Raw genomic sequence first — 22,605 nt, 5'->3', positions numbered from 1 at the left:
CCAGGGACCGCAGGTCGCCCTCCAGGGAGGAGCCGACGGGCGGCAAACCGGTGAGGATGGCGGTCGACAGACGAACTCACTCCTTGGAAGCGTGCCTGGCCGCCTCGGGTCCGCAGGGTGTCCGGGCAGCGGTGGTGCCGCGCGGGGCCCCGGCGTCGGTGGCGAGCGGCACGTCGGCAGAGGCTATCGGATCACTGGAAGCCGCCGTTCACCGCCGGGTGCGGCCCGGGCCTCACGAGGAGGACGTCCGGGGCGCCGCGGTGGTTCCCGGCCCGTCCGGCCCCGGCCCGGCGCGGGGCGGACCGGTGCCCGGACTGGTCTAGGGTGCCGTCATGACGTGGCTGATCACAGGCGGGGCCGGGTACATCGGGGCCCATGTGGCGCGGGCGATGACGGAGGCCGGCGAGCGGGTGGCCGTCCTGGACGACCTGTCCAACGGCGACGCGGCGCGGCTGCCCGAGGGCGTCCCCCTGGTGCGCGGCTCGGTCCTGGACCGGGAGGCCGTCGACCGGGCGCTCAAGGAGCACGGGGTGACCGGTGTGGTGCACCTCGCGGCCAAGAAGCAGGTCGGGGAGTCGGTCGAGCGGCCGCTGCTGTACTACCGGGAGAACGTGCACGGGCTGACCGTGCTGCTGGAGGCCGTCGTCGCGGCGGGCGTGCGGAGCTTCGTCTTCTCCTCCTCCGCGGCCGTCTACGGGATGCCGGACGTCGATCTGGTCACCGAGGCGACGCCGTGCCTGCCCATCAACCCCTACGGGGAGACCAAGCTGGCCGGCGAGTGGCTGGTCCGGGCCGTGGGCGCCGCGCACGGTCTGTCGACCGCCTGCCTCCGCTACTTCAACGTGGCGGGCGCGGCCCGTCCCGAGCTGGCGGACACCGGTGTGTTCAACATCATCCCGATGATGTTCGACCGGATCACCCGGGGCGAGCGCCCGCGGATCTTCGGGGACGACTACGCCACCCCGGACGGCACCTGCGTCCGCGACTACATCCACATCGAGGACCTGGCCACCGCGCACCTGGCCGCGGCCCGCCGGCTGGCGGAGCGGCCGGAGGCGGGCGACCTGACGCTGAACGTGGGCACCGGCCGCGGGGTGTCCGTCCGGGAGATGGCGGACCTGATCGGCGAGGTCAGCGGACGCCCGGGGCTGACGCCCGAGGTGGCTCCGCGCCGCCCGGGCGACCCGGCCCGGGTGGTCGCCGCCAACGACCTGATCACCCGGACGCTCGGCTGGAGCCCGCGCCACGACGTGCGGAGCATGGTCGTCTCCGCCTGGGAGGGCTGGCGGCTGCGCCATCCGGACGCGTCCGCCGGCCGAGGCCCGGCGCGTCCCGCGCACTGATGGAATCCTCGCAGGTCAGCGGGGATGACAACGGTGTTCGGTGTCGCGTTGCCCAGGGCCCCCCGCCCGTAGTTCACTGAGGAGCCGGGCGGCACCCGCCGCCGGGGACCGGTACGCGGGAGGCGGCGTTCATGGGTGCAGGGCACGACCACGGCCACACGCACGGCGGCCCCCCGCCGACCGGCACCGCGGCGGCGGCCTACCGGGGGCGGCTGCGGATCGCCCTGGGCATCACACTCTCGGTGCTGGTGGCGGAGATCGTCGGCACGATGCTGACCGGTTCGCTGGCGCTGCTGGCCGACGCCGGCCACATGGCGACGGACGCGGTGGGCGTCGGGATGGCGCTGGTCGCGATCCACTTCGCCAACCGGCCGAGCGGCGGCCGGCGCACCTACGGCTACGCGCGCGCCGAGATCCTGGCGGCGCTGCTGAACTGCCTGCTGCTGCTCGGCGTCGGCGGCTACATCCTCTTCGAGGCGGTCCAGCGGCTGACCGCGCCGACGGAGGTGCCCGGCGGGACGACGGTCGTGTTCGGCCTGGTGGGCGTGGTCGCCAACCTGATCTCGCTGTCCCTGCTGATGCGCGGGCAGAAGGAGAGCCTGAACGTGCGCGGGGCCTTCCTGGAGGTCCTCTCGGACGCGCTGGGATCGCTGGCCGTCGTGCTCTCCGCCCTGGTGATCATGGCGACGGGCTGGACCCGGGCGGACCCGGTGGCCTCGCTGCTGATCGGGCTGATGATCGTGCCCCGGACGCTGAAGCTGCTGCGCGAGGCGCTGGACGTGCTGCTGGAGGCCGCGCCCAAGGACGTGGACATGGACGAGGTCCGGGCGCACATCACGGCCCTGCCGGGGGTCAGGGGCCTGCACGACCTGCACGTCTGGACGATCACCTCGGGGATGCCGGTGCTGTCGGCGCACGTGGTGGTGGACCGGGAGACGCTGGACGCGGCCGGGCACGAACGGATGCTGCGGGACCTCCAGGGCTGCCTGGGCGAGCACTTCGCCGTCGAACACTGCACCTTCCAGCTGGAACCGGGCGGGTACGCGGAGCGCGAGGCGCGGCTCTGCCACTGATCCGCGCCCGTCCGCGCGCTTCCGCCTCCCCCGGGTCCCCGCGTTCCGCCCGGGCCGCCGTGGGGCAGACTTGAGGGTCAAGACCGACACCCGAGGATGGTCAATGCCGATCACATCAGCCGAGGGCCGCTCCGCCGATTCCGCCGCGGCCCCCGCCTCCCCCGAAGCCGCTGAACCGATCATGTTGGAGCTGGTCGACGAGGACGGCAGAACCATCGGGACCGCCGAGAAGGTCTCCGCGCACCTCGCCCCCGGCCGGCTGCACCGCGCCTTCTCGGTCTTCCTCTTCGACGAGCACGGGCGGCTGCTGCTCCAGCGCCGGGCGCTGGGCAAGTACCACTCCCCCGGTGTGTGGTCCAACACCTGCTGCGGGCACCCGTACCCCGGCGAGCTGCCGTTCGTAGCGGCGGCCCGGCGCACGGCCGAGGAGCTGGGCGTGGCCCCCGAGCTGCTGCGCGAGGCGGGCACGGTGCGCTACAACCACCCGGACCCGCTGTCGGGTCTGGTGGAGCAGGAGTACAACCACCTCTTCGTCGGCACCGTGCGGGCCACCCCGGCGCCGGATCCGGAGGAGGTGGAGGAGTACGCCTATGTGACCCCCGCCGAGCTGGAGAAGCTGATGGCCGAGGTGACGTTCTCCGCGTGGTTCATGACGGTGCTGGACACGGCGCGGCCGGCCGTCCGCGAGGTCATCGGGGCCGGGGCGGGCTGGTAGGTCCGGCGGAGCGAGGAGCGGCGGACGCGGCGGCGAGGGGCAGGACGGCCCAGACGACCTTGCCGCCGCTCGCGGTGTGCTCGACGTCGTAGCTGCCGCCGGCCTCGTCCACCACGGCCTGCACCAGCAGCAGCCCCCGGCCGCCGATCCGCTCCTCGTCGGGCACCAGCGGGCGGGGCCGGTAGGGATGGCCGTCCTCGACGGCCACCCGCACCTCCGCCGGGCCGACGGAGACCTCGACGGTGAGCTCGGGGGAGAGCAGCGCCGCGTGCTGGACGGCGTTGGTGACCAGCTCGGAGACGATCAGCAGCAGGCCGTCCAGCAAGTCGGCGGCGAGCGGCACCTTCTGACGGCGCATCAGATCGGCGACGCCGTGCCGGGCGCGGGGCACCGAGGTGGGGAGCGCGGGGGCGGTGAACCGCCAGCGGCCCTGCCGGAGGGGGCGGCCCGCGGGGCCCGCCGGCTCGCGGGGCGCCGTGGGCGGCGGGGCCTGGCCCGGCTCGGGCGGGACGCTCCCGACGATCTCCATGTCCGATACCAACCCCTCGCCGTGGCTCCACCGCACACGACGAGTGTTGGGAAGACCACAGTCCGCGCGGACAGCTGATCAGAAGTCGCCGCCAATCGACGCTATTTGATCGCGTGCGTATGCCGCAGTCACTCTCGCGACTGTTCCTGGCTGCCCTGATCGTCGTTCGCGGAACGCTCCGGACCAGGTCGCTTCGCCCGCACCGCGAGCGTTCCGCAGCGGAGCACCTCTCCCGTCCGGTTAGCATCCGTCGCATGGAGCCCGCACTGCACCTGGACGTCGCCGACGGCACGGCGACGGTCCGCATCGCCCACCCCGCCAAGCGGAACGCCATGACACCCGCCATGTGGCGGGCGCTCCCCCCGCTGCTGGAGCGCTGCGCCGCGGACCCGGACGTCCGGGTCCTGGTGCTCACCGGGGAGGGCGATACCTTCTGCGCGGGCGCCGACATCGCCTCGCTCACCGCAGGCGGCGAGGGCGACCCGCGCGACCTGGCCGTCGCCGCCGAGGAGGCGCTCGCGGCCTTCCCCAAACCGACGGTCGCGGCCGTGCGCGGCCACTGCGTCGGCGGCGGCTGCCAGCTCGCCGTCGCCTGCGACCTCCGGTTCGCCGAAGAGGGCGCCCTCTTCGGCGTCACCCCGGCCCGGCTGGGCGTCGTCTACGCGGCGTCGTCCACCCGCCGCCTCACCGGCCTGGTCGGCCCGGCGGCCGCCCGGTACCTGCTGTACTCCGCCGAACTCATCGGCACGGAACGGGCGCTGCGCACCGGCCTGGTGGACGAGGTGTGGGCGCCGGACGAACTGGACGCCCGCGTCGCCGGGTTCGCCCGGCTGCTCGCCTCGCGGTCGCAGCTGACCCAGGCCGCGGCGAAGGAGTTCACCCGCCCCGGGCCGGCGCCGGCGGAGCGCGTCGCCCACTGGGCGGAGCTCGGGCACGCCAGTGCCGATCTCGCGGAGGGGGTCACGGCGTTCCTGGAGCGCAGGGAGCCGCGGTTCACCTGGGGCGTGCCGGCCCCGGCCGCTCGGCACGGGGAGTGAGACCCCGGCGCTCGGGCGGCGGGCCGACGTCCCTCCGGGAGGCCGGCGCCGCGCCGAAAGGCGGGCCTGCGCCGGGACGTTGACGCGCCGTCATTCCTTGCCGCGCACCCGCTTCCACTCGGCCACGAGCTCGGCGGGGGCCGTGTGGACCGACCCGGCCGAGTACGGCGGCCGGGGGTCGTACTCGACGATCAGCTGGATCGACCGCGCCGTGCGGTCGTCCGCCAGCCGGCCCGCCAGGGTCAGGCCCATGTCGATCCCCGCGGAGACGCCGGCGGCCGTCACGTACTTGCCGTCGGTCACCACCCGCTCGTCCGTCGGCTCGGCGCCGTATCCGGCGAGCTGCGGCAGCGAGAGCCAGTGTCCCGTGGCCCGGCGGCCCGTCAGCAGTCCGGCCGCCCCGAGGACCAGCGCGCCGGTGCATACGGACGTCGTCCAGCGCGAGTGGCGGTCCGCCGTGCGCAGCCAGTCGTGCACGGGACCGGGCTCCAGAGGCAGGTTGGCCTCGGGGCCGCCCGGTACGACGATCACGTCGGGGTCGGTGACCTCGTCGAACGCGGCGTCGGCGACCAGGGTGAGCATGTCCCGGTCGTCGCGCACGGGCCCGCGCCGCTCGGCGACGAGGACCGCCTCGGCGCCGGGGAGCCGGGTCAGGATCTCGTAGGGGCCGGTGACGTCGAGGACGGTGAAGCCGGGGAAGAGGAGGATGGCGATCCGCACGGGTGGCCTTTCGGGGTGGGTGTTGTGGTGGCATCGGGGGCGCATCGGATGTGACGGCCGGGCGGACGCCGCTCCGGTACGCGCCCGGCGGGGCGTCCAGGGCGCGCCGGAACGCCCGGCGCATCGCCTCGGGCGTGCCGTAGCCGCAGCGCCGGGAGATCTCCTCGACGCCGTCCGCCGTCTCCTCCAGCAGCCGCCGGGCCGTCTCCAGGCGCACCCGGCCGACGTAGCGGCCCGGCGGGACGCCCACCTCCGCCCGGAAGGCGCGGGCGAAGTGGCGCGGCGACAGCCCGGCGCGGGCCGCGAGGGCCTCGACGCCCAGGTCGGCGCCGGGGTGCTCGGCGATCCACTGCTGGAGGTCCCGCAGCGCGGGGCGGCGGGGCGTCTGCGCGGCGAGCTGGGCGCTGAACTGCCGCTGGCCGCCCGGGCGCCGGAGGTAGACGACGAGGTAGCGGGCGACCGCGAGGGCGACGTCCCGGCCGAGGTCCTCCTCGACCAGCGCCAGCGCGAGGTCCACTCCGGCCGTCACCCCGGCCGAGGTGGCGACGCCGCCGTCCCGTACGTACACGGGCTCGGTCTCCAGCCGGACGGCGGGGAAGCGCGCGGCGAAGCCGTCGCAGTACGCCCAGTGGGTGGTGGCCCGGCGGCCGTCCAGCAGCCCGGCGGCGGCCAGCAGGAACGCCCCCGTGCACACGGAGACCAGCCGGCCGGCGCGCGGGCCGTGCTCGCGCAGCAGCCCGACGAGCCGCGGGTCCGGGTCGGTGACGCCCCGGCCGCCGGGGACGAGCAGCACGTCCGGGGCGGGCGCGGCGTCGAGGGCCGGTGCGGCGTCGAGGGCGCCGTCGGGCGTCAGCAGCAGGCCGCTGCCGGTGCGCACCGGCCGGCCGTCGACGGTGGCGGTCCGCACCCGGTACGCGCCGGGGTCGCCGGCCGCCATCCCGGCCTGGGTGAACACTTCGAGCGGGCCGGTGACGTCGAGGCTCTGGACCCCCTCGTGGAGGACGATGAGCACGGTGCGGCGAGGCGTCATGATCACATGCTGGTCCCGGGTGGCGGGCGGCGGCAATGACGTCCTTCCCACCTTTCCTGCCACGCCGGACACCGTGGCAGGCGCTCCCGGACGCCTTCCGGTCTTCCGCGCGGCCCCGCCCGCCGCCTAGCGTGCGGGGCATGACCACCACCGTGATCCTCTCCGCCGGCCGCCGCTGCCAGACCGCGCTCGAAGCCGTGCACGCCTTCTCGTACTTCACCCCGGAGACCTTCCGGGAGTTCGCCGCGTTCGGTGTGGAGGACGGGCACGCCCGGTACTTCGCGGAGCGCGGCGGTGCCCTCGGCCGGGTGGGGGCGGGCACGGTGACGGCCGCGTTCCACGTGTTCAAGCACGAGCTGGTGGCCCGTCATGTGCCGGAGGTGTGGGAGCGGGTGGCGCCGGAGGAGGCGGTGGCCGCCCGGCTCCGCGCCTGCGACGCGGCCCTGCGCCGGATACTCGGGGACGAGGCCGTCGCCTCGCCGGAGATCGCCGAGGCCGCGGAGCTGGCGCTGCGCGCGGCGGAGGCGGGTGAGCGCGCGTCCCGGCCGCTGTACGCCGCCCAGGCGGACCAGCCCGTCCCCGACGCCCCGCACCTGGCCCTGTGGCACGCGGCGACGCTGCTCCGTGAACACCGCGGCGGCGGGCACCTGGCGGCGCTGGCCGGTGCCGGGCTGGACCCGGTCGAGGCCCTGGTCAGCCACGCGGCCGACGGGGACCGGCGGACGCTGTCCCGGCGGCTGCTGCGCACCCGCGGGTGGAGCGCGGAGGAGCTGGAGGAGGGCGCGCGACGGCTGCGCGAGCGCGGGCTGTTCACCGCCGACGGAACGCTTACCCCGGCGGGCGCCGCGCTGCGCCGGGACGTCGAGGAGGCGACCGACCGGCTGGACGCCGGGCCGTGGGAGCACCTGGGCGCGGACGGCACGGCCCGGCTCACGGAGCTGGCCGGCGGCCTGGCCGGGCGGATCGCCGCCGCCGGAGGGTTCCCGATGGGCTCCCCGCGGCCCGGGGACGGCACCGGCGAGGGCTGAGGCGGGGGCGGCGCGGCCGCGTTGTCCGAGGCACCTGCCACAATGCGAAGCGCAGTCCGAAGAGAAAGCGGAGCGTGATCGTGACGGCAACCGGTACGTCGGTCGAAGGCAGGATCGCCGAGGAGCTCGGCGTACAGGAGCGGCAGGTGAAGGCGGCCGTCGACTTGCTCGACGGCGGGGCGACCGTGCCGTTCGTCGCCCGCTACCGCAAGGAGGCGACCGGCGCGCTGGACGACGCCCAGCTGCGCACCCTGGAGGAGCGGCTGCGCTACCTGCGGGAGCTGGAGGAGCGGCGGGCCGCCGTCCTGGAGTCGGTGCGCTCGCAGGGCAAGCTGGACGCCGCGCTGGAGGCGCGGATCCGCGAGGCCGACTCCAAGGCCCGGCTGGAGGACATCTACCTGCCGTTCAAGCCCAAGCGGCGGACGAAGGCGCAGATCGCCCGCGAGGCGGGCCTCGAACCGCTGGCCGAGGGGCTGCTGGCCGACCCCGGCGTCGAACCGCTCACCGCTGCCGCCGCCTTCGTCGACGCGGACAAGGGCGTCGCCGACCCGGCCGCCGCGCTGGAGGGCGCCCGGGCGATCCTCACCGAGCGGTTCGCGGAGGACGCGGACCTGATCGGCGAGCTGCGCGAGCGGATGTGGACGCGCGGGCGGCTGGTCGCCAAGGTGCGGTCCGGGAAGGAGGAGGCGGGCGCCAAGTTCGCCGACTACTTCGACTTCGCCGAGCCGTTCACCGAGCTGCCCTCGCACCGGGTGCTGGCCATGCTCCGCGGTGAGAAGGAAGAGGTGCTGGACCTCGTCCTGGACCCGGAGCCGGCCGGTGAGGCCGCGGCGGGCCCGAGCTCGTACGAGCAGGCCGTCGCCCGCCGGTTCGGCGTGGCCGACCGGGGGCGGCCGGGCGACAAGTGGCTGGGCGACACGGTCCGCTGGGCCTGGCGCACCCGCATCCTCGTCCACCTCGGCATCGACCTGCGGCTGCGCCTCCGCCAGGCCGCCGAGGACGAGGCGGTCCGCGTCTTCGCCGCCAACCTGCGCGACCTGCTGCTCGCCGCCCCGGCCGGCACCCGCGCCACGATGGGCCTCGACCCGGGCTTCCGTACGGGCGTGAAGGTCGCCGTCGTCGACGCCACCGGCAAGGTCGCCGCCACGGAGACCATCTACCCCCACGTCCCGCAGAACAAGTGGGACGCCTCCCTGGCCACCCTCGCGCGGCTCGCGAAGGAGCACGCGGTGGAGCTCGTCGCCATCGGCAACGGCACGGCCTCCCGGGAGACGGACCGGCTGGCCGCCGACCTGATCACCCGTCACCCCGAGCTCGGGCTCACCAAGGTTATGGTCTCCGAGGCGGGCGCCTCGGTGTACTCCGCCTCGGCGTTCGCCTCACAGGAACTGCCCGGGATGGACGTGTCGCTGCGCGGCGCCGTGTCCATCGCGCGGCGGCTCCAGGACCCGCTGGCCGAGCTCGTGAAGATCGACCCCAAGTCGATCGGGGTGGGCCAGTACCAGCACGACCTGTCCGAGGTGAAGCTGTCGCGCTCGCTCGACGCGGTCGTCGAGGACTGCGTCAACGGCGTCGGCGTCGACGTCAACACGGCGTCCGCGCCGCTGCTCTCCCGCGTCTCCGGCATCAGCTCCGGCCTCGCCGACAACATCGTCGCCCACCGCGACGCGAACGGCCCGTTCCGCTCCCGCAAGGCGCTCAAGGACGTGGCCCGGCTCGGCCCCAAGGCGTACGAGCAGTGCGCCGGCTTCCTCCGCATCCGCGGGGGCGACGACCCGCTGGACGGCTCCAGCGTGCACCCCGAGGCGTACCCGGTGGTACGGGCGATGGCCAAGCGGACGGGGAGCGAGGTCGCGGCCCTCGTGGGCAACACCGGTGTGCTGCGGTCCCTGCGGCCCGAGGACTTCGTCGACGATTCGTTCGGCCTGCCGACGGTGACGGACATCCTGCGCGAGCTGGAGAAGCCGGGGCGGGACCCGCGGCCCGCGTTCCGGACCGCTTCGTTCAAGGACGGGGTCGAGAAGATCGGGGACCTGGCGGCGGGGATGATTCTGGAAGGGGTCGTCACCAACGTCGCCGCGTTCGGGGCGTTCGTGGACATCGGGGTGCACCAGGACGGGCTCGTGCACGTGTCCGCGATGTCGAAGACGTTCGTCAAGGACCCCGGGACGTGGTGAAGCCCGGGGACATCGTGCGGGTGAAGGTGCTCGAAGTCGACATTCCGCGGAAGCGGATCTCGCTGACGCTGCGTCTGGACGACGAGGCTTCCGCTTCGTCGCGGCGGGAGCCGCGCGAGAACCGGCGCGGTGGTACGCCTCGGCCTCGGCGTGAGGCTTCCGCGCCTGCGGCGGGTGGGGCGATGGCGGATGCGTTGCGGCGCGCCGGGCTTGTGCGGCCGGAGGGCCGCCGGTAGGGAGCCCCGGACCCGCCCCTTCGCCGTTTCTTCCAGGGCTCCGCCCCGGACCCCGGCATCGCGGCTTCGCCGCGAGGTCCTCAAACGCCGGACGGGCTGATATTCAGCCCGTCCGGCGTTTGAGGCCCCCTACCGCCGGAACTCCGGCACCCGCTTCTCGTAAAGCCACGGCCCCAGCACGTCCGAAACATCCCGCGCCGTGGCGCGCCCCGCATGCGTGAGGAACCCCGGAGTGTCCGCGCTCCCGCCCCGCCGCGTCTCGTGCCACGTCCGCAGGACGCGGAAGAAGGGCTCGTCGCCGACGGCCAGTCGCAGGGCGTGGAGGGCGCAAGCACCTCGCACGTACACCCGGTCGTCGAACAGGTGCCGCCGCCCGGGGTCCGCGATCCGCAGGTTCTGGCGGCGGCCCGCCAGGTCCGTCCGGGAGCGGCGGGCGAGGGTGTCGGCGTCGTCCTCGCCGAGGTGTTCGGACCAGAGCCATTCCGCGTAGGTGGCGAAGCCCTCGTTGAGCCAGATGTGCTGCCAGTCGGCGAGGCTGACGCTGTTGCCGAACCACTGGTGGGCCGTCTCGTGGGCGACGAGCGTCTCCCAGCCGCGCCGGCCGTCCATGTGGTTGCGGCCGAAGACGGAGAGGGTCTGGTTCTCGACGGGGGCGGCGAGTTCGGCGTCGACGACGGTGACGCCGTAGGACTCGAACGGGTAGGGGCCGAAGAGGTCCGTGTAGAGCCGGAGGATGCGGCCCTGGCGGGCGAGGTCGTGGCGGACGCGGTCGACCGCCCCCGCGGGGCAGGCGACGTGTACGGGGACGGGCGCGCCGGAGACGTCCTGCTCGGTCCAGGTCTCGCGGTGGAAGCGGCCGGTGTAGAGGGCGGCGAGGTAACAGGCCATCGGGCCGGGGTGGTGGTAGGTCCAGCGGGCGGTGCCGTCCTCTTCGCGGTGGTCGACCAGGGAGCCGTTGGCGAGGGCGTCGTAGCCGGCCGGGACGGTCACCTCGAAGGTGTAGGCGGCCTTGTCGTCCGGGCGGTCGTTGCAGGGGAACCAGGACGGCGCCCCCACCGGCTGGGAGGCGACGAGCGTGCCGTCGTGCTCGTCGCCGGTGCGGTCCCAGCCGATGGGGCCGTACGGCGAGTGGACCGGGCGCGGCCGGCCGCCGTAGCGGATGTCGAGGACGAACGGGCGGCCCGGTTCGAGCGTGCGGTCGGCGGTGATCCGGAGTTTGCCGTCGCGGTGCCGGAACGGGACCGGGCGGTCGTCGAGGAGGACCTCGTCGACCGTGAGTTTCGCCAGGTCGAGTTCGACGGAGTCGAGGGCGCCGTTGGCGGTCGCCTCGATCCGGGCGCGGCCGTCGAGCCGGTGGTCGCGGGGGTCGTAGTCGAGCTCCAGGTGGTAGGCGAGGGTGTGGTGGGCATAGGAGCCGTGCCCGGGGAAGTAGCGCTCGTCGCGGGCGGGCCGTCGGCGGGCGCCGCCGCCGACGGCGGCGGCGGTCACCGGGACGGCCAGCGCCGCGAGGAGGACGCGGCGGCTGCAGGCGTGTCGTGCCCCCATGTCACGCGGCGGCCTCTCGCTGGGGTACCGCGGCGGGCCGCTGCCCGGCGATCGGGTTGCCCGCCCAGCGGGTGCCCGGCGGGACGGTCTCGCCGCGCATGACGAGGGAGGAGGGGGCGATGGCGGTGTGGGCGCCGACGGTCGTGCCCGGGAGCACGATGCCGTGCGGGCCGAGGGAGGCGCCTTCGGCGAGGTGGACGGTGTCCATGCGCATGATCCGGTCGTGGAAGAGGTGGGTCTGGAGGACGCAGCCGCGGTTGACGGTGACCCCGTCGCCGAGGGTGATGAGGTCGGTCTCCGGCAGCCAGTGGGTGTCGCACCACACACCCCGGCCGATGCGGACGCCCAGGGTGCGCAGCCACCAGTTGAGCACGGGGGTGCCGGTGAAGGGTCCCACCAACCAGGGGACGGCGAGGGATTCCACGAACGTGTCGAAGAGTTCGTTGCGCCAGACGAAGGAGCTCCACAGCGGGTGCTCGCCGCTCCGGAAGCGGCCCATGAGCAGCCATTTGGCGGCGGTGGCGAGGAGACCGGCGAGGATGCCGCCGAGCGCGAGCAGGGGTGCGGCGACGAGCGCGGCGAGGCCGAGGCCGCCGTGGTTGAGGGCCCACTGCTCGCCGATCAGCACCATGTCGGCCAGGACGAGGCCGCACATGAGCGGCAGTATCCGGCAGAGTTCGACGCCGGCGCGGGCCAGGACGAGCCGCCGGGGCGGGGTGAAGGTGCGTTCGGCGTCGGCGACGGTGGCGACGCGGGGCAGCGGCATGGCGGGGCGGCCCAGCCAGGAGGTGCCGGGTTCGCTGTGCTCGGGCGCGTCGGAGAGGACGCCGACCAGGCCGTGGTCGGGGACGGAACGGCCGGGGCCGATGATGCCGGAGTTGCCGAGGAAGGCCCGGCGGCCGACGTGTGCGGTGCCCAGGCGGACCCAGCCGCCGCGCAGTTCGTAGGGGGCGACGAGGGTGTCGTCGGCGAGGAACGCGCCGTCGTCGACGGTCAGCAGGGACGGCAGCGGCAGGACGGTGGAGAGTTCCGCGCCGCGGCCGATCCGGGCGCCGAGCATCCGCATCCACACGGGGGTGGCGAGGCCGGCGTAGATGGGGAAGAGGTTGCGCCGGGCGCCGTCCAGCAGCCGGGTGATCACCCAGGCGCGCCAGGCGACGCCGCCGCAGGCGGGGTGGAGGCCGGCGCTGATGCCCCGGTTGAGGACGCGGACCGTGCCGGCGACGACGAGCATCCAGCAGACCGTGGTGACGACGGTGAAGAGGGGGACGGCGAGCAGCAGGCTGACGGCGACCGTGGTGAGCGAGGCGCTGTCCTTGATCAGCCAAAAGGTGGCGGCGAGGGCGGGCACGGCGGCGAGCACGGGCAGCAGGGGCATCCCGAGCAGGGCCAGGGCGTAGGCGGCGGACCAGCGCCGGGAGCGCTCGCGGCGGGGCTCCGGCCAGTCCTCGGCCGGGCGGACCGGGCCGTTCGCATGGTGGGCGGCGGCGTCCGGGCGGGCGGGCGATCCCACCCAGGTCTCGCCCGCGGGGACGTGGCCGTCGAGGCAGGCGCCGGGCGCGAGTTCGGCCCCCGCGCCGAGGGAGGAGCCGGGCATCAGCATGCTGCGGTGGCCGGCGCGGGAGTCGGCGCCGAGCCGGACCGGGCCGACGTGCAGGGTCTCGCCGTCGATCCACCAGCCGGCGATGTCGGCCTCGGGCTCGACGCTGGCCCCGTCGCCGAACTCGGCGAGGCCGGTGACCGGGGGCATGGCGTGGAGGGAGACGTTCCGGCCGGCGGCGCAGCCGAGGGCGCGGGCGTACCAGCGGGCCCAGGGAGTGCCCATCAGGGAGGGCACGCCGAAGGCGGCGACGGTGCGTTCGGCGGTCCACAGCCGCAGGTGGACGCGGCCGCCGCGCGGGTGGGCGCCGGGGGTGACGCCGCGGGTGAGGACGCGGGCGGCGAGGGCGCCGATCGCGAACCGGCCGGGGGCGCTGAACAGCAGCAGCCAGGCGAGGGCCACCAGCCACCAGGAGGTGTGCGGGGCCCAGACCTGCGGCGCGAGGATGCCGAGGAGGTTGTCGGCGACGGCGAGGCCGGTCAGCAGGCGCAGCCCCTGGACGCCGTAGAGGACGGTCTGCACCAGGATCTGCGCGGCGCCGGTGCGGCGGCGCAGCGGGCGGACGACCCGGCGGGGGCCGGTGTCCTCGACGGGGGTGTCGAGCGCGTCGATGTGCGCGGCCATGTCCCGGAGGACGGTGTGCCGGTAGAGGCCGGCGACGGAGACGCCGGGGTGGTGCTCGCGCAGGGCCGAGGCCATGCGGGCGGCGGTGAGGCTGGTGCCGCCCATGGTGACGAAGTCGGAGTCGGCGCCGGGCCGGACGCCGAGCAGCTCCTCCCAGAGGTCGGCGAGCCTTCCGGCCGTGCCGTGCAGCTCCTCGCCCGCTCCGGGGCGGCGGCGCCGGTGGTGGGGAGCGGCCAGGGCAGGGCGTCGCGGTCGACCTTGCCCGAGGTGCGGGTGGGCAGGTCGTCGACCTCGGCGAGGACGGGGACGAGCGCGGCGGGGAGCCGTTCGGTGAGCCGGGCGCGGGCGGCGGCCGGGTCGAACCCGGGGCCGGGCACCAGGTAGCCGACGAGGAGCTGGGAGCCGGACGGCGTGGTGCGGACGGCCGCCGCGGCGCCGCGGACGTCGGGGAGCTCGCCGAGGGCGGCGTCGATCTCACCGAGCTCGATCCGCCGGCCGCCCAGTTTGACCTGGTCGTCGGCGCGGCCGGTGAAGACCAGGCCCTCCTTGTCGGCCCGGACGAGGTCGCCGGTGCGGTAGGCCCGGTCGCTGCCGAGGGCCGCGCAGGGCGGGAAGCGGTCGGCGTCCTTGGCCGGGTCGAGGTAGCGGCCGACGCCGACGCCGGCGATCACCAGCTCGCCCTCGGCGCCGTACGGCACGGGCTCGCCGTCCTCGTCGACCACGGCGAGCTCCCAGCCGTCGAGCGGCAGCCCGATGCGGACGGGCTCGCCGGGCTCCATGCGGGCGGCGCAGGCGACGACGGTGGTCTCGGTGGGCCCGTAGGTGTTCCACATCTCGCGGCCGGGTACGGCGAACCGCTCGACGAGGCCGGGCGGGCACGCCTCGCCGCCGACGATCAGCAGCCGCACCCGGTCCAGGGACTCCCGGGGCCAGAGGGCGGCGAGGGTGGGGACGGTGGAGACGACGGTGACGGCCCGCTCGACGAGCCAGGGGCCGAGCTCGTGGCCGGCGCGGACCAGCGAGCGGGGAGCGGGGACCAGGCAGGCGCCGTGCCGCCAGGCCAGCCACATCTCCTCGCAGGAGGCGTCGAAGGCGACGGAGAGGCCGGCCAGCACCCGGTCGCCGGGGCCCAGCGGCTCGTCCTGGAGGAAGAGGGCGGCCTCGGCGTCGGCGAAGGCGGCGGCGCTGCGGTGGGAGACGGCGACGCCCTTGGGGGCGCCGGTGGAGCCGGAGGTGAAGATGATCCAGGCGTCGTCCTCGGGCAGCGGCGGCCGGGGTCCGGCGGCCCCGGGCTTTCGGCGGCCGGGGGCGAGCGCGCCGTCGCCGGTGAGGACGGCGCAGACCTCGGCCTCGCGGAAGACGGTGGCGGCGCGCTCCTCGGGGTCGTCGGCGTCGACGGGGACGTAGGCGGCGGAGCAGCGGAGGACGGCGAGGATGGCGAGGTAGAGCTCGGCGGTGCCGGAGGGGATCCGGACGCCGACCCGGTCGCCCGGCCCGATTCCGGCCCGGCGCAGCCGCTCGGCCCGGGTCTCGACCTCCGCGCACAGCTCCCGGTAGGTGAGGACGCCGGTCTCGGTGTCGAGGGCCGGGGCGTCGGGGTGGCCGGCGGCGGTGCTGTCGAGGACGTCCATCAGGGTGCGCTCCCCCGGCGGCGGCGCGCTGCCGTACAGCGCCCGCCCCGCCGGCGGCGCCAGCGGGGTGGGGGTGGAACTGGAGAGAGTGGGGGACATGGCCTTACGCCTCAATTCGACGGTGGGGATGCGGACGCCCCACGGACGTCCGCACCCACAGACGTCGCTCCGCGCCCACGGGTTCGTAAAAGCGTTGCCAACGTTCCGCATTATCGAACGAGTGGCGGGGGATGCCTCGGGCGCACTCTTTTCCCACCGTACGTGCCGTTTCACCGGAAAACCATGGATATCGGCCGGACGGGCGATGGTGACGACTTGACGAAGAGTTGACCTGCGACGAAGGATCTTTTCGGTCCGAAGTTCGCCCGAAAGGGTCAGGAGAGCGGGGAACCGCGCGCTCAGCGCTCCGTGATCCGGCCGTCCTCGACCATGATCCGCCGGGTGGTGTGCACCGCGTCCAGCATCCTCCGGTCGTGCGTGACCAGCAGCAAGGTGCCGGAGTACGAGGCGAGGGCCGATTCGAGCTGCTCGATGGCCGGCAGGTCAAGGTGGTTGGTGGGCTCGTCGAGTACCAGCAGGTTGACGCCGCGGGCCTGGAGCAGCGCCAGCGCGGCGCGGGTGCGCTCGCCCGGCGAGAGGGTCACGGCGGGGCGCAGCACATGGTCGGCCTTGAGGCCGAACTTTGCGAGCAGCGTCCGGACGTCGGCGGGCACCAGCTCGGGGACGGCCGCCCCGAACGCGTCGAGCAGCGCCTCCGTGCCGAAGAACAGCGCCCGCGCCTGGTCCACCTCGCCGACGATCACCCCCGGGCCGAGCGCCCCGGCCCCCTCGTCCAGCGGGAGCCGGCCGAGCAGCGCGGCCAGCAGGGTGGACTTCCCGGAACCGTTGGCGCCGGTCACCGCGACCCGGTCGGCCCAGTCGATCTGGAGGTCCACCGGGCCGAGGGTGAAGGAGCCGCGGCGCACCACCGCCCCGCGCAGGGTGGCCACCACGTTGCCCGAGCGGGGCGCGGCGGCGATCTCCATCTTGAGCTGCCACTCCTTGCGCGGCTCCTCGACGGTCTCCAGCCGCTCGATGAGCCGCTCGGTCTGCCGGGCCTTGGACGCCTGCTTCTCGCTGGCCTCGATCCGCGTCTTCCGGGTGATCTTGTCGATGTCGTTGCCCTTGCGGCGGGCGTTGCGGACGCCCTTCTCCATCCAGTTCCGCTGGGTGCGGGCGCGGGCCTCCAGGGCGGCGCGGGTGTCCGCGTACTCCTCGTACGCCTCGCGCGCCTGCCGGCGGGCCCGCTCGCGCTCGTCCAGGTAGGAGCCGTAGCCGCCGCCGAACAGGGTGATCTGCTGCTGGGCGAGGTCCAGCTCCAGCACCTGGTCGACGGTCCTGGCCAGGAACTCGCGGTCGTGGCTGACCAGGACGGTGCCCGCGCGCAGCCCGGTGACGAAGTTCTCCAGGCGCTCCAGGCCGTCCAGGTCCAGGTCGTTGGTGGGCTCGTCGAGGAGGAACACGTCGTAGCGGCTGAGCAGCAGCGAGGCGAGGCCGGCGCGCGCCGCCTGGCCGCCCGACAGGTCCGTCATGGGCCGGTCGAGGCCGACGGTGAGGCCGAGCGAGCCGGCGACCTCCTCCGCCCGCTCGTCCAGGTCGGCCGCGCCGAGCGCCAGCCAGCGCTCCAGTGCGACGGCGTACGCGTCGTCCGCGCCGGGCGCGCCCGCGGCGAGCGCCTCGGTGGTGGTGTCCAGGGCGGTCTGCGCGGCGGCGACGCCGGTGCGCCGGGCCAGGAACGCCCGTACCGTCTCCCCCGGCCGCCGCTCCGGCTCCTGCGGGAGGTGTCCGACGGTGGCGGTGGGCGGGCTGATCCGGACCGTACCCTCGTCGGGCTCCGCGAGCCCGGCGAGCAGGCGCAGCAGGGTGGACTTCCCGGCGCCGTTGGCCCCGACGAGCCCGATCACGTCACCGGGGGCGACGACGAGGTCGAGCCCGGCGAAGAGGGTGCGGTCGCCGTGGCCGGCGGCGAGGTTCTTGGCGACGAGGGTGGCGTTCATGTCGGGGCCGACTCTATCGGTCCGGCTCTGCCCATCGGGGCGTGAAGCCGCCCCGCGACGAGCCGGCCGCTCCCCCACCGCTCGGCAATCCCCGCCCAACGGCCCCCGCCTGTCGGTACCTTCGCTCCATGGTGAGCGATGCGATCGTCATCGGATCCGGCGTCATCGGCCTGACCACCGCCGTCCTCCTCGCGGAACGGGGGCTGCGGGTCGAGGTGTGGACGCGCGAGACGGCCGTGCGGACCACCTCCGCCGTGGCCGGGGGCCTGTGGTGGCCGTACCGCGCCGAACCGGCCGGGGCCGTGGCCGCCTGGTCGCTCGCGTCCCTGCCCGTCATGGCCGGCCTGGCCCGGCGGCCGGAGGAGACCGGGGTGCGCATGGTGGACGGGGTGCACGCCGGCGTCTCCCTCGGCGGACTGGACGCGTGGGCGGCCGGCGTCCCCGGGCTGCGCGACGCGGAGCCGCACGAGACACCGCGCGGCTACGACCGGGCCGTCCGCGCCCGGCTGCCGCTGATCGACATGCCCGCGCACCTCGGCTACCTCCAGCGCCGGCTGGGCCGCGCCGGCGGCACCGTCACCCTCCGCCCGGTCGCCGCCCTCGCCGACGCGGCCCGCGCGGCCCCGGTCGTCGTCAACTGCACCGGCCTGGGCGCCGGACCGCTCGCCGGCGACCCGCACCTGCACCCGGTGCGCGGCCAGCTCGTCGTCGTGGAGAACCCGGGGATACGCGAGTGGTTCACCGCCGCCGAGGACGGGACGGGCGACCCCGCCTACCTGCTCCCCCAGCCGTACGGGCTGGTCCTCGGCGGGACGGCCCGCGCCCATGTGTGGGACCGGACGCCGACGCCGTCCCTGGCCCAGGCGATCATCGCCCGGTGCGCGCGGGTGCATCCCGGCCTCACCCGGGCCCGCGTCCTGGCGCACCGCGTCGGCCTGCGCCCCGCCCGGCACCGGGTCCGCCTGGAGGCGGAGCGGCTGCCGGGCGGGGCGCGGCTGGTGCACAACTACGGGCACGGCGGGTCGGGGGTCACGGTCTCCTGGGGGTGTGCCCGGGAGGCGGCGGAACTGGCGCTGGCCGACGGGCCGTAGGGCCGGTCAAGGCAGCCGCGTCAGCCGCGGTGTCCCCAGCCCGTACGGGTGAGCGGGCCCGGCCGGGGGCCGGACGCCGCCCTTGGTGGCGCGGGCGAACGCCGCGTAGCCGCCGACCAGCGGCAGGTTCGCGGAGGTCGCGGCCAGGTCGAGGGTCAACCGCGGGGTGGTGGAGGCCGGTTCGAGCAGGCCGTGGTCGGTGCCCGCGACGATCAGTGCCAGCCGGTGGCCGGCCGGGACGACGTGGTCGGTCGCGGCGAGGTCGAGGGTGATGGTGTAGGCGGTGCCGGGGGTCACGGCCCGGGCGCGCCTGCCGTTCCCCCAGTGGCCGAGGTCGGCCCAGCCGCGGCTGAAGACGGTGTGGTCGACCCGCGCGGTCTTGGCCTCGGTCCGCTTGAAGCAGCCGGTGTCACCGGGGGTGCCGGCGCCCCAGCAGGTGCGGTCGGCGAGGGTGGTGATGCCCTCGGCGTCGTCGGCGTAGTCGCGGATGGTGGCCGGGCCGAGGTCGACGAGGACCGCCGAGAGGTGGGCGGACGCGGTGGACGGGGTCACCCGCAGCCGGACCGTGGAGGAGCCGGAGAGCCGCAGGTCGCGGGCGAGCGGGCGGGTGACGAAGCCGGCCTTGGACGGGGTGCTCCGGTCGATCGCCGCCGCCCAGTCGTTCTCGCCTAGCGCCGGGTCGTCGGTGAACCCGGCGGTGCTGCCCGGCCGCGCGGGGTCCAGGCCGAGGCTGCCCGGGCCCTGCGCGGATCCCGCCGCCGGGCGCAGGGTGGTGGCCCGGGTGCCGGCGGGCGGCCAGACGCGGTCGGTGGTCCACTGGTCGGGCGCCCGCTCGACGTCGGCCATCGGCTCGCGCTCGACTCCGTTGTCGTAGCCCATCAGGTAGTGGTCGAACCAGCGGTGCAGGGTGCGCACCCAGGCGTCGCGCCGGAAGTCGAACGGGTCGACGTGCCCGGTCTGCGACAGCCAGATCTTCCGCTCCACGCCGTTGGCGGCGAGCGCGTCCCACCACTGGCCGAGGTGCTTGGTACGGACGTTGAGGTCCTGCATGCCGTGCACGGCGAGCACGCTGGCCCGCACGTTGCCCGCGTCGCGGACGTAGTCGCGCTCGCTCCACAGCGGCGTCCAGTCGCCGTTGCGCGGCGCGCCCTTGACGAGCGCCCGCTGGACGTCGTCGCAGCGGGCGCGCGCCTCGTCGCTCTCGATGTGCGCGGCGAGGTTGTCGGGGCCGCCGTCGTAGAGCGCGGCGCCCTTGGCGAAGTAGTAGTCGTACCAGGAGCTGATGGCGCCGATGGGGACGATGGTCTTGAGGCCCTGGACACCGGTGGCGGCGACGCCGTTGGCGACGGTGCCGTCGTAGCTCTTGCCGATCATGCCGACGGCGCCGGTGGTCCAGTCCGCCTTCACCCGGGTGCTCCCGGTGCGTGAACCGTACGCGCGCGCCCGGCCGTTGAGCCAGTCGACGACGGCCTTGGCGGACTGGACGTCCGAGCGCCCGCCGACGTCGACGCAGCCGTCGGAGCGGTTCGTTCCGGCGAGGTCGACGAGCACGACGGCGTAGCCGCGCGGGACGAAGTAGTTGTCGTAGAAGAGGGGGAACTGAACGGGCTTCCCCTGGGCGTCGTACGTCTTCTTCTGGCTCTCGTTGCCGCGTCCACAGCAGGAGTAGTACGGGCTGGCGTCCATGATCACGGGGACGCGGACGCCCTTCTCGGCGGCCTCGCGCGGCCGGATGACGTCCACGGCGACCCGGTCCGTGCCGCCGGCGCGGGTGGGCGCCTCGACCCAGACGGACTCGCGGACGGCGCGGTCGTAGGAGTAGACGGGTCTGCTCTCGCCGGCGTGTCCGCCGGGGGGCGCGGCCTGGGCCGCGCCCGGTGGTGCGGCGAGGACGGCCAGCAGCGCCGCCAGGGCAGCGAGAATCGAAGTGGTCCAGGATATGCGGGTGTTCCGCGTGGGTTTCGGCACGGGCGGGAGCGTACGCGCGTCACCCCGCGCGCAGAAGGGGTCGCGGGGCGGCCTCCCGAACGGGGGGGCCGCCCCGCGCCGTCTCACCGGCGGGAGACGGTCCGGTCGGTGCCCAGCGCGCGGGCGAGGGCGGTGGCGCCGCCGACGACGGGCAGGTCCGCCGAGGTGGCGGACAGGTCGAGGGTCAGCCGCGGCGAGGCGGCCGGGGCGTCGACGTACGGCTTGTCGGTGCCGGCCACGATCAGCGCCAGCCGGTGCCCGGCCGGGATCACGTGGTCGGCCGCGCCGAGGTCGAGGGTGATGGTGTACGGCGTCCCGGGCGTGATGTCGCGGCGCGGCGGGCCGGCGTAGTGGCCGAGTTCGGCCCAGCCGCGGCTGAAGACGGTCTGCCCGACCTTCTTGGTGGCGGCGGCGGTCTTCCGGAAGCAGCCGGTGTCGCCCGGGGTGCCGCCGCCGACGCAGTCCTTGTCGTCGAGCAGGGTGACGCCGCCGCCGGACGTGTAGTCGCGGATGGTGTCCGGGCCCAGGTCGACGAGGACGGCGGAGAGGGTCGCGGCGGCGGTGGAGGAGGCGACGTTCAGGGTGACCGTGCCGTGGCCGGACAGGCGCAGGTCGCGGCGGAGCGGTCCGGTGCGGAACGCCGCCTTGGCCGGGGTGTCCCGGTCCGCGTCGGCCGCCCAGTCGAGTTCGCCCAGCGCCGGGTCGTCGGTGATCCGCGCGGTGGTGCCGGCGGGGGCGGGGTCGGTGCCGAGGGCGCCGACGCCGGAGGCCGGGCCGGCGGCGGGACGGACGGTGGCGGCCCGGGCGCCGGGGGCGGGCCAGACGCGGTCGGTGGTCCACCGGTCCGGCGCCCGCTCGACGTCGGCCATCGGCTCGCGCTCGACTCCGTTGTCGTAGCCCATCAGGTAGTGGTCGAACCAGCGGTGCAGGGTGGGGATCCAGGTGTCGCGCCGGAAGTCGAACGGGTCGGTGTGCGCGGCGGTCGACAGCCAGATCTTGCGCTCGACGCCGTGCGCGGCGAGCGCGTCCCACCACGGGGAGACGTGCTGGGTGCGGACGTTGAGGTCCTGGAGGCCGTGTACCAGGAAGACGCTGGCGCGGACCTTGCCCGCGTCGCGGACGTAGTCGCGCTCGTCCCACATCGGGGTGCGGTTCCCGTTGCGCGGCGAGCCCTCGGTGAGCGCGCGGTCGAGGTCCTTGCAGCGGGCCTTGGCGGCCTCGCTCTCGACGTAGCGGGAGGCGCCGGCGATGCCCTCGGTGGAGTTGGTCGAGGCGCCCTTGTAGAAGTAGTACCCGTACCAGGAGCTGGGTCCCGCGATGGGGACGATCGTCTTGAGGCCCTCGACACCGGTGGCCGCCACGGCGTTGGCGACGGAGGCGTCGTGGCTCTTGCCGATCATGCCGACGGCGCCGGTGGTCCAGTCCGCGTCCACCTCGTCGGTGCCGGTGTGCTCGCGGTAGCCGGGCGCCCGGCCGTTGAGCCAGTCGACGACGGACTTGGCGGAGGCGGTGTCGGACGGGCCGCCGACGTCGTCGCAGCCGTCGGAGCGGTTGGTGCCGGCCAGGTCGACCAGGGCGACGGCGTAGCCGCGCGGCACGAAGTAGTTGTCGTAGAAGAGGGGGAACTGGACCGGGTTGCCCCGCTCGTCGTAGGTCTTGACCTGGCTCTCGGGGCCCCGGCCGACGCTCTGGTAGTAGGGGCTGGCGACCATGATGACGGGGACCTTGCGGCCCTGTTCGGCGGCCTCGCGGGGGCGGATGACGTCCACGGCGACGCGGTCCGGGCGGCCGGTGTGCGCGAGGTCCGTGCCGGTCTCCACCCAGACGGTCTCGCGGACGGCGCGGGCGTAGTCGTAGACGGGGGCGCTCTCCCCCGGGCGTCCGGCGCCCGCCGCGCGGTCCGCGCCCCGGGCCGGGCCGACGGCCGGTACCAGTACGGCGAGCACGGCGGCGACCAGCGCGAGAACACTATGTTTCCAGGGACTTGTGATGCGTATGTGACCCATGTTGTTCGACACGGACGGACGCTAACCCAGTCAACGCCCCTGCGACAAAGGCAATATGACGTACCGCCGGGTCGGTACGGAGAGGTGGAGCGCACCGCTCCGCTCATGACGCGAGGCGGAGTGCGCCGCTCCGCTCATGACGGCCGGATGTCAGTCGCATGTCTGGATTCGTCATGGACATTCCCACCCCGAGGGTGAGTGCATAGGCTGCGATCG

At 75.0% G+C, this 22,605-nt stretch carries 13 protein-coding genes and 3 pseudogenes; 7 read left to right on the top strand and 9 right to left on the bottom strand.

All coding sequences use genetic code 11. The features are described 5' to 3' along the window. Positions 1-332 precede the first annotated feature (332 nt). The 3 genes from galE to idi all read left to right on the top strand — a co-directional run bounded on the left by galE (position 333) and on the right by idi (position 3,131). A complete protein-coding gene (gene galE / locus ACQEVS_RS28200; RefSeq protein ID WP_433024839.1) occupies positions 333-1,343 on the top strand; it encodes a UDP-glucose 4-epimerase GalE in 1,011 nt (336 codons plus the stop codon). Positions 1,344-1,474: 131 nt separating this feature from the next. Continuing rightward, positions 1,475-2,416 carry a cation diffusion facilitator family transporter gene (locus tag ACQEVS_RS28195; RefSeq protein ID WP_433024836.1) on the top strand — a complete coding sequence of 314 codons (942 nt, stop codon included), beginning with the start codon at positions 1,475-1,477 and terminating at the stop codon, positions 2,414-2,416. A gap of 103 nt (positions 2,417-2,519) precedes the next feature. Next, entirely contained in the window at positions 2,520-3,131 is a 612-nt protein-coding gene (gene idi, locus ACQEVS_RS28190) for an isopentenyl-diphosphate Delta-isomerase (protein ID WP_433024833.1), read from the top strand. On the opposite strand, the gene ACQEVS_RS28185 is transcribed toward idi, so the two are convergent. Next, positions 3,106-3,660 (bottom strand): ATP-binding protein, encoded by a 555-nt coding sequence (locus ACQEVS_RS28185; RefSeq protein WP_433024830.1) that lies wholly within the window; start codon positions 3,658-3,660, stop codon positions 3,106-3,108. The genes idi and ACQEVS_RS28185 overlap by 26 nt on opposite strands. 254 nt (positions 3,661-3,914) lie before the next feature. On the opposite strand from ACQEVS_RS28185, the gene ACQEVS_RS28180 reads away from it, so the two are divergent. Beyond that, on the top strand, positions 3,915-4,697 hold the full coding sequence (locus tag ACQEVS_RS28180; protein ID WP_433024827.1) for an enoyl-CoA hydratase/isomerase family protein: 783 nt from the start codon (positions 3,915-3,917) through the stop codon (positions 4,695-4,697). A 90-nt stretch (positions 4,698-4,787) separates the two neighbouring features. On the opposite strand, the gene ACQEVS_RS28175 is transcribed toward ACQEVS_RS28180, so the two are convergent. Together ACQEVS_RS28175 and ACQEVS_RS28170 are read right to left on the bottom strand one after the other, a co-directional pair. Continuing rightward, a complete protein-coding gene (locus ACQEVS_RS28175) occupies positions 4,788-5,417 on the bottom strand; it encodes a DJ-1/PfpI family protein (protein ID WP_433024824.1) in 630 nt (209 codons plus the stop codon). A 55-nt stretch (positions 5,418-5,472) separates the two neighbouring features. Further along, positions 5,473-6,447 (bottom strand): annotated as a pseudogene (locus ACQEVS_RS28170) (GlxA family transcriptional regulator); the annotation flags it as partial. 140 nt (positions 6,448-6,587) lie between these two features. Between ACQEVS_RS28170 and ACQEVS_RS28165 the strand changes: the two are divergent. Both ACQEVS_RS28165 and ACQEVS_RS28160 read left to right on the top strand, forming a co-directional pair. Beyond that, complete coding sequence (locus ACQEVS_RS28165; protein WP_433024821.1) at positions 6,588-7,475, top strand: SCO6745 family protein; 888 nt, start codon at positions 6,588-6,590, stop codon at positions 7,473-7,475. A gap of 80 nt (positions 7,476-7,555) precedes the next feature. Then, positions 7,556-9,888: pseudogene (locus tag ACQEVS_RS28160) on the top strand (Tex family protein). A gap of 129 nt (positions 9,889-10,017) precedes the next feature. On the opposite strand, the gene ACQEVS_RS28155 reads toward ACQEVS_RS28160, so the two are convergent. From ACQEVS_RS28155 to ACQEVS_RS28140, 4 genes and pseudogenes are all read right to left on the bottom strand, one after another. Beyond that, complete coding sequence (locus ACQEVS_RS28155; protein ID WP_433024818.1) at positions 10,018-11,433, bottom strand: M1 family metallopeptidase; 1,416 nt, start codon at positions 11,431-11,433, stop codon at positions 10,018-10,020. Position 11,434: 1 nt separating this feature from the next. After that, on the bottom strand, positions 11,435-13,804 hold the full coding sequence (locus tag ACQEVS_RS28150; RefSeq protein ID WP_433027970.1) for a Pls/PosA family non-ribosomal peptide synthetase: 2,370 nt from the start codon (positions 13,802-13,804) through the stop codon (positions 11,435-11,437). 341 nt (positions 13,805-14,145) lie between these two features. After that, positions 14,146-15,288 (bottom strand): annotated as a pseudogene (locus ACQEVS_RS28145) (AMP-binding protein); the annotation flags it as partial. Positions 15,289-15,686: 398 nt separating this feature from the next. After that, positions 15,687-17,324, bottom strand: a complete 1,638-nt coding sequence (locus tag ACQEVS_RS28140; protein WP_433024815.1) for an ABC-F family ATP-binding cassette domain-containing protein — start codon at positions 17,322-17,324, stop codon at positions 15,687-15,689. 128 nt (positions 17,325-17,452) lie between these two features. On the opposite strand from ACQEVS_RS28140, the gene ACQEVS_RS28135 reads away from it, so the two are divergent. After that, on the top strand, positions 17,453-18,415 hold the full coding sequence (locus ACQEVS_RS28135; RefSeq protein ID WP_433024812.1) for an FAD-dependent oxidoreductase: 963 nt from the start codon (positions 17,453-17,455) through the stop codon (positions 18,413-18,415). A 6-nt stretch (positions 18,416-18,421) separates the two neighbouring features. Here ACQEVS_RS28135 and ACQEVS_RS28130 read toward each other — a convergent pair whose 3' ends face one another. Then, positions 18,422-20,383: a Xaa-Pro dipeptidyl-peptidase gene (locus ACQEVS_RS28130; protein ID WP_433024809.1), complete on the bottom strand. Its 1,962-nt coding sequence runs from the start codon at positions 20,381-20,383 to the stop codon at positions 18,422-18,424. 83 nt (positions 20,384-20,466) lie between these two features. After that, positions 20,467-22,389, bottom strand: coding sequence for a Xaa-Pro dipeptidyl-peptidase (locus tag ACQEVS_RS28125; protein WP_433027967.1), 1,923 nt, complete (start codon positions 22,387-22,389; stop codon positions 20,467-20,469). Positions 22,390-22,605: the final 216 nt, after the last annotated feature.

This window comes from Streptomyces sp. CA-181903, assembly GCF_050937075.1.
Classification (GTDB): Bacteria; Actinomycetota; Actinomycetes; order Streptomycetales; family Streptomycetaceae; genus Streptomyces.
Note: the sequence above shows the minus strand (reverse complement) of the source record. Positions and strands in the feature narration are given on the sequence as shown.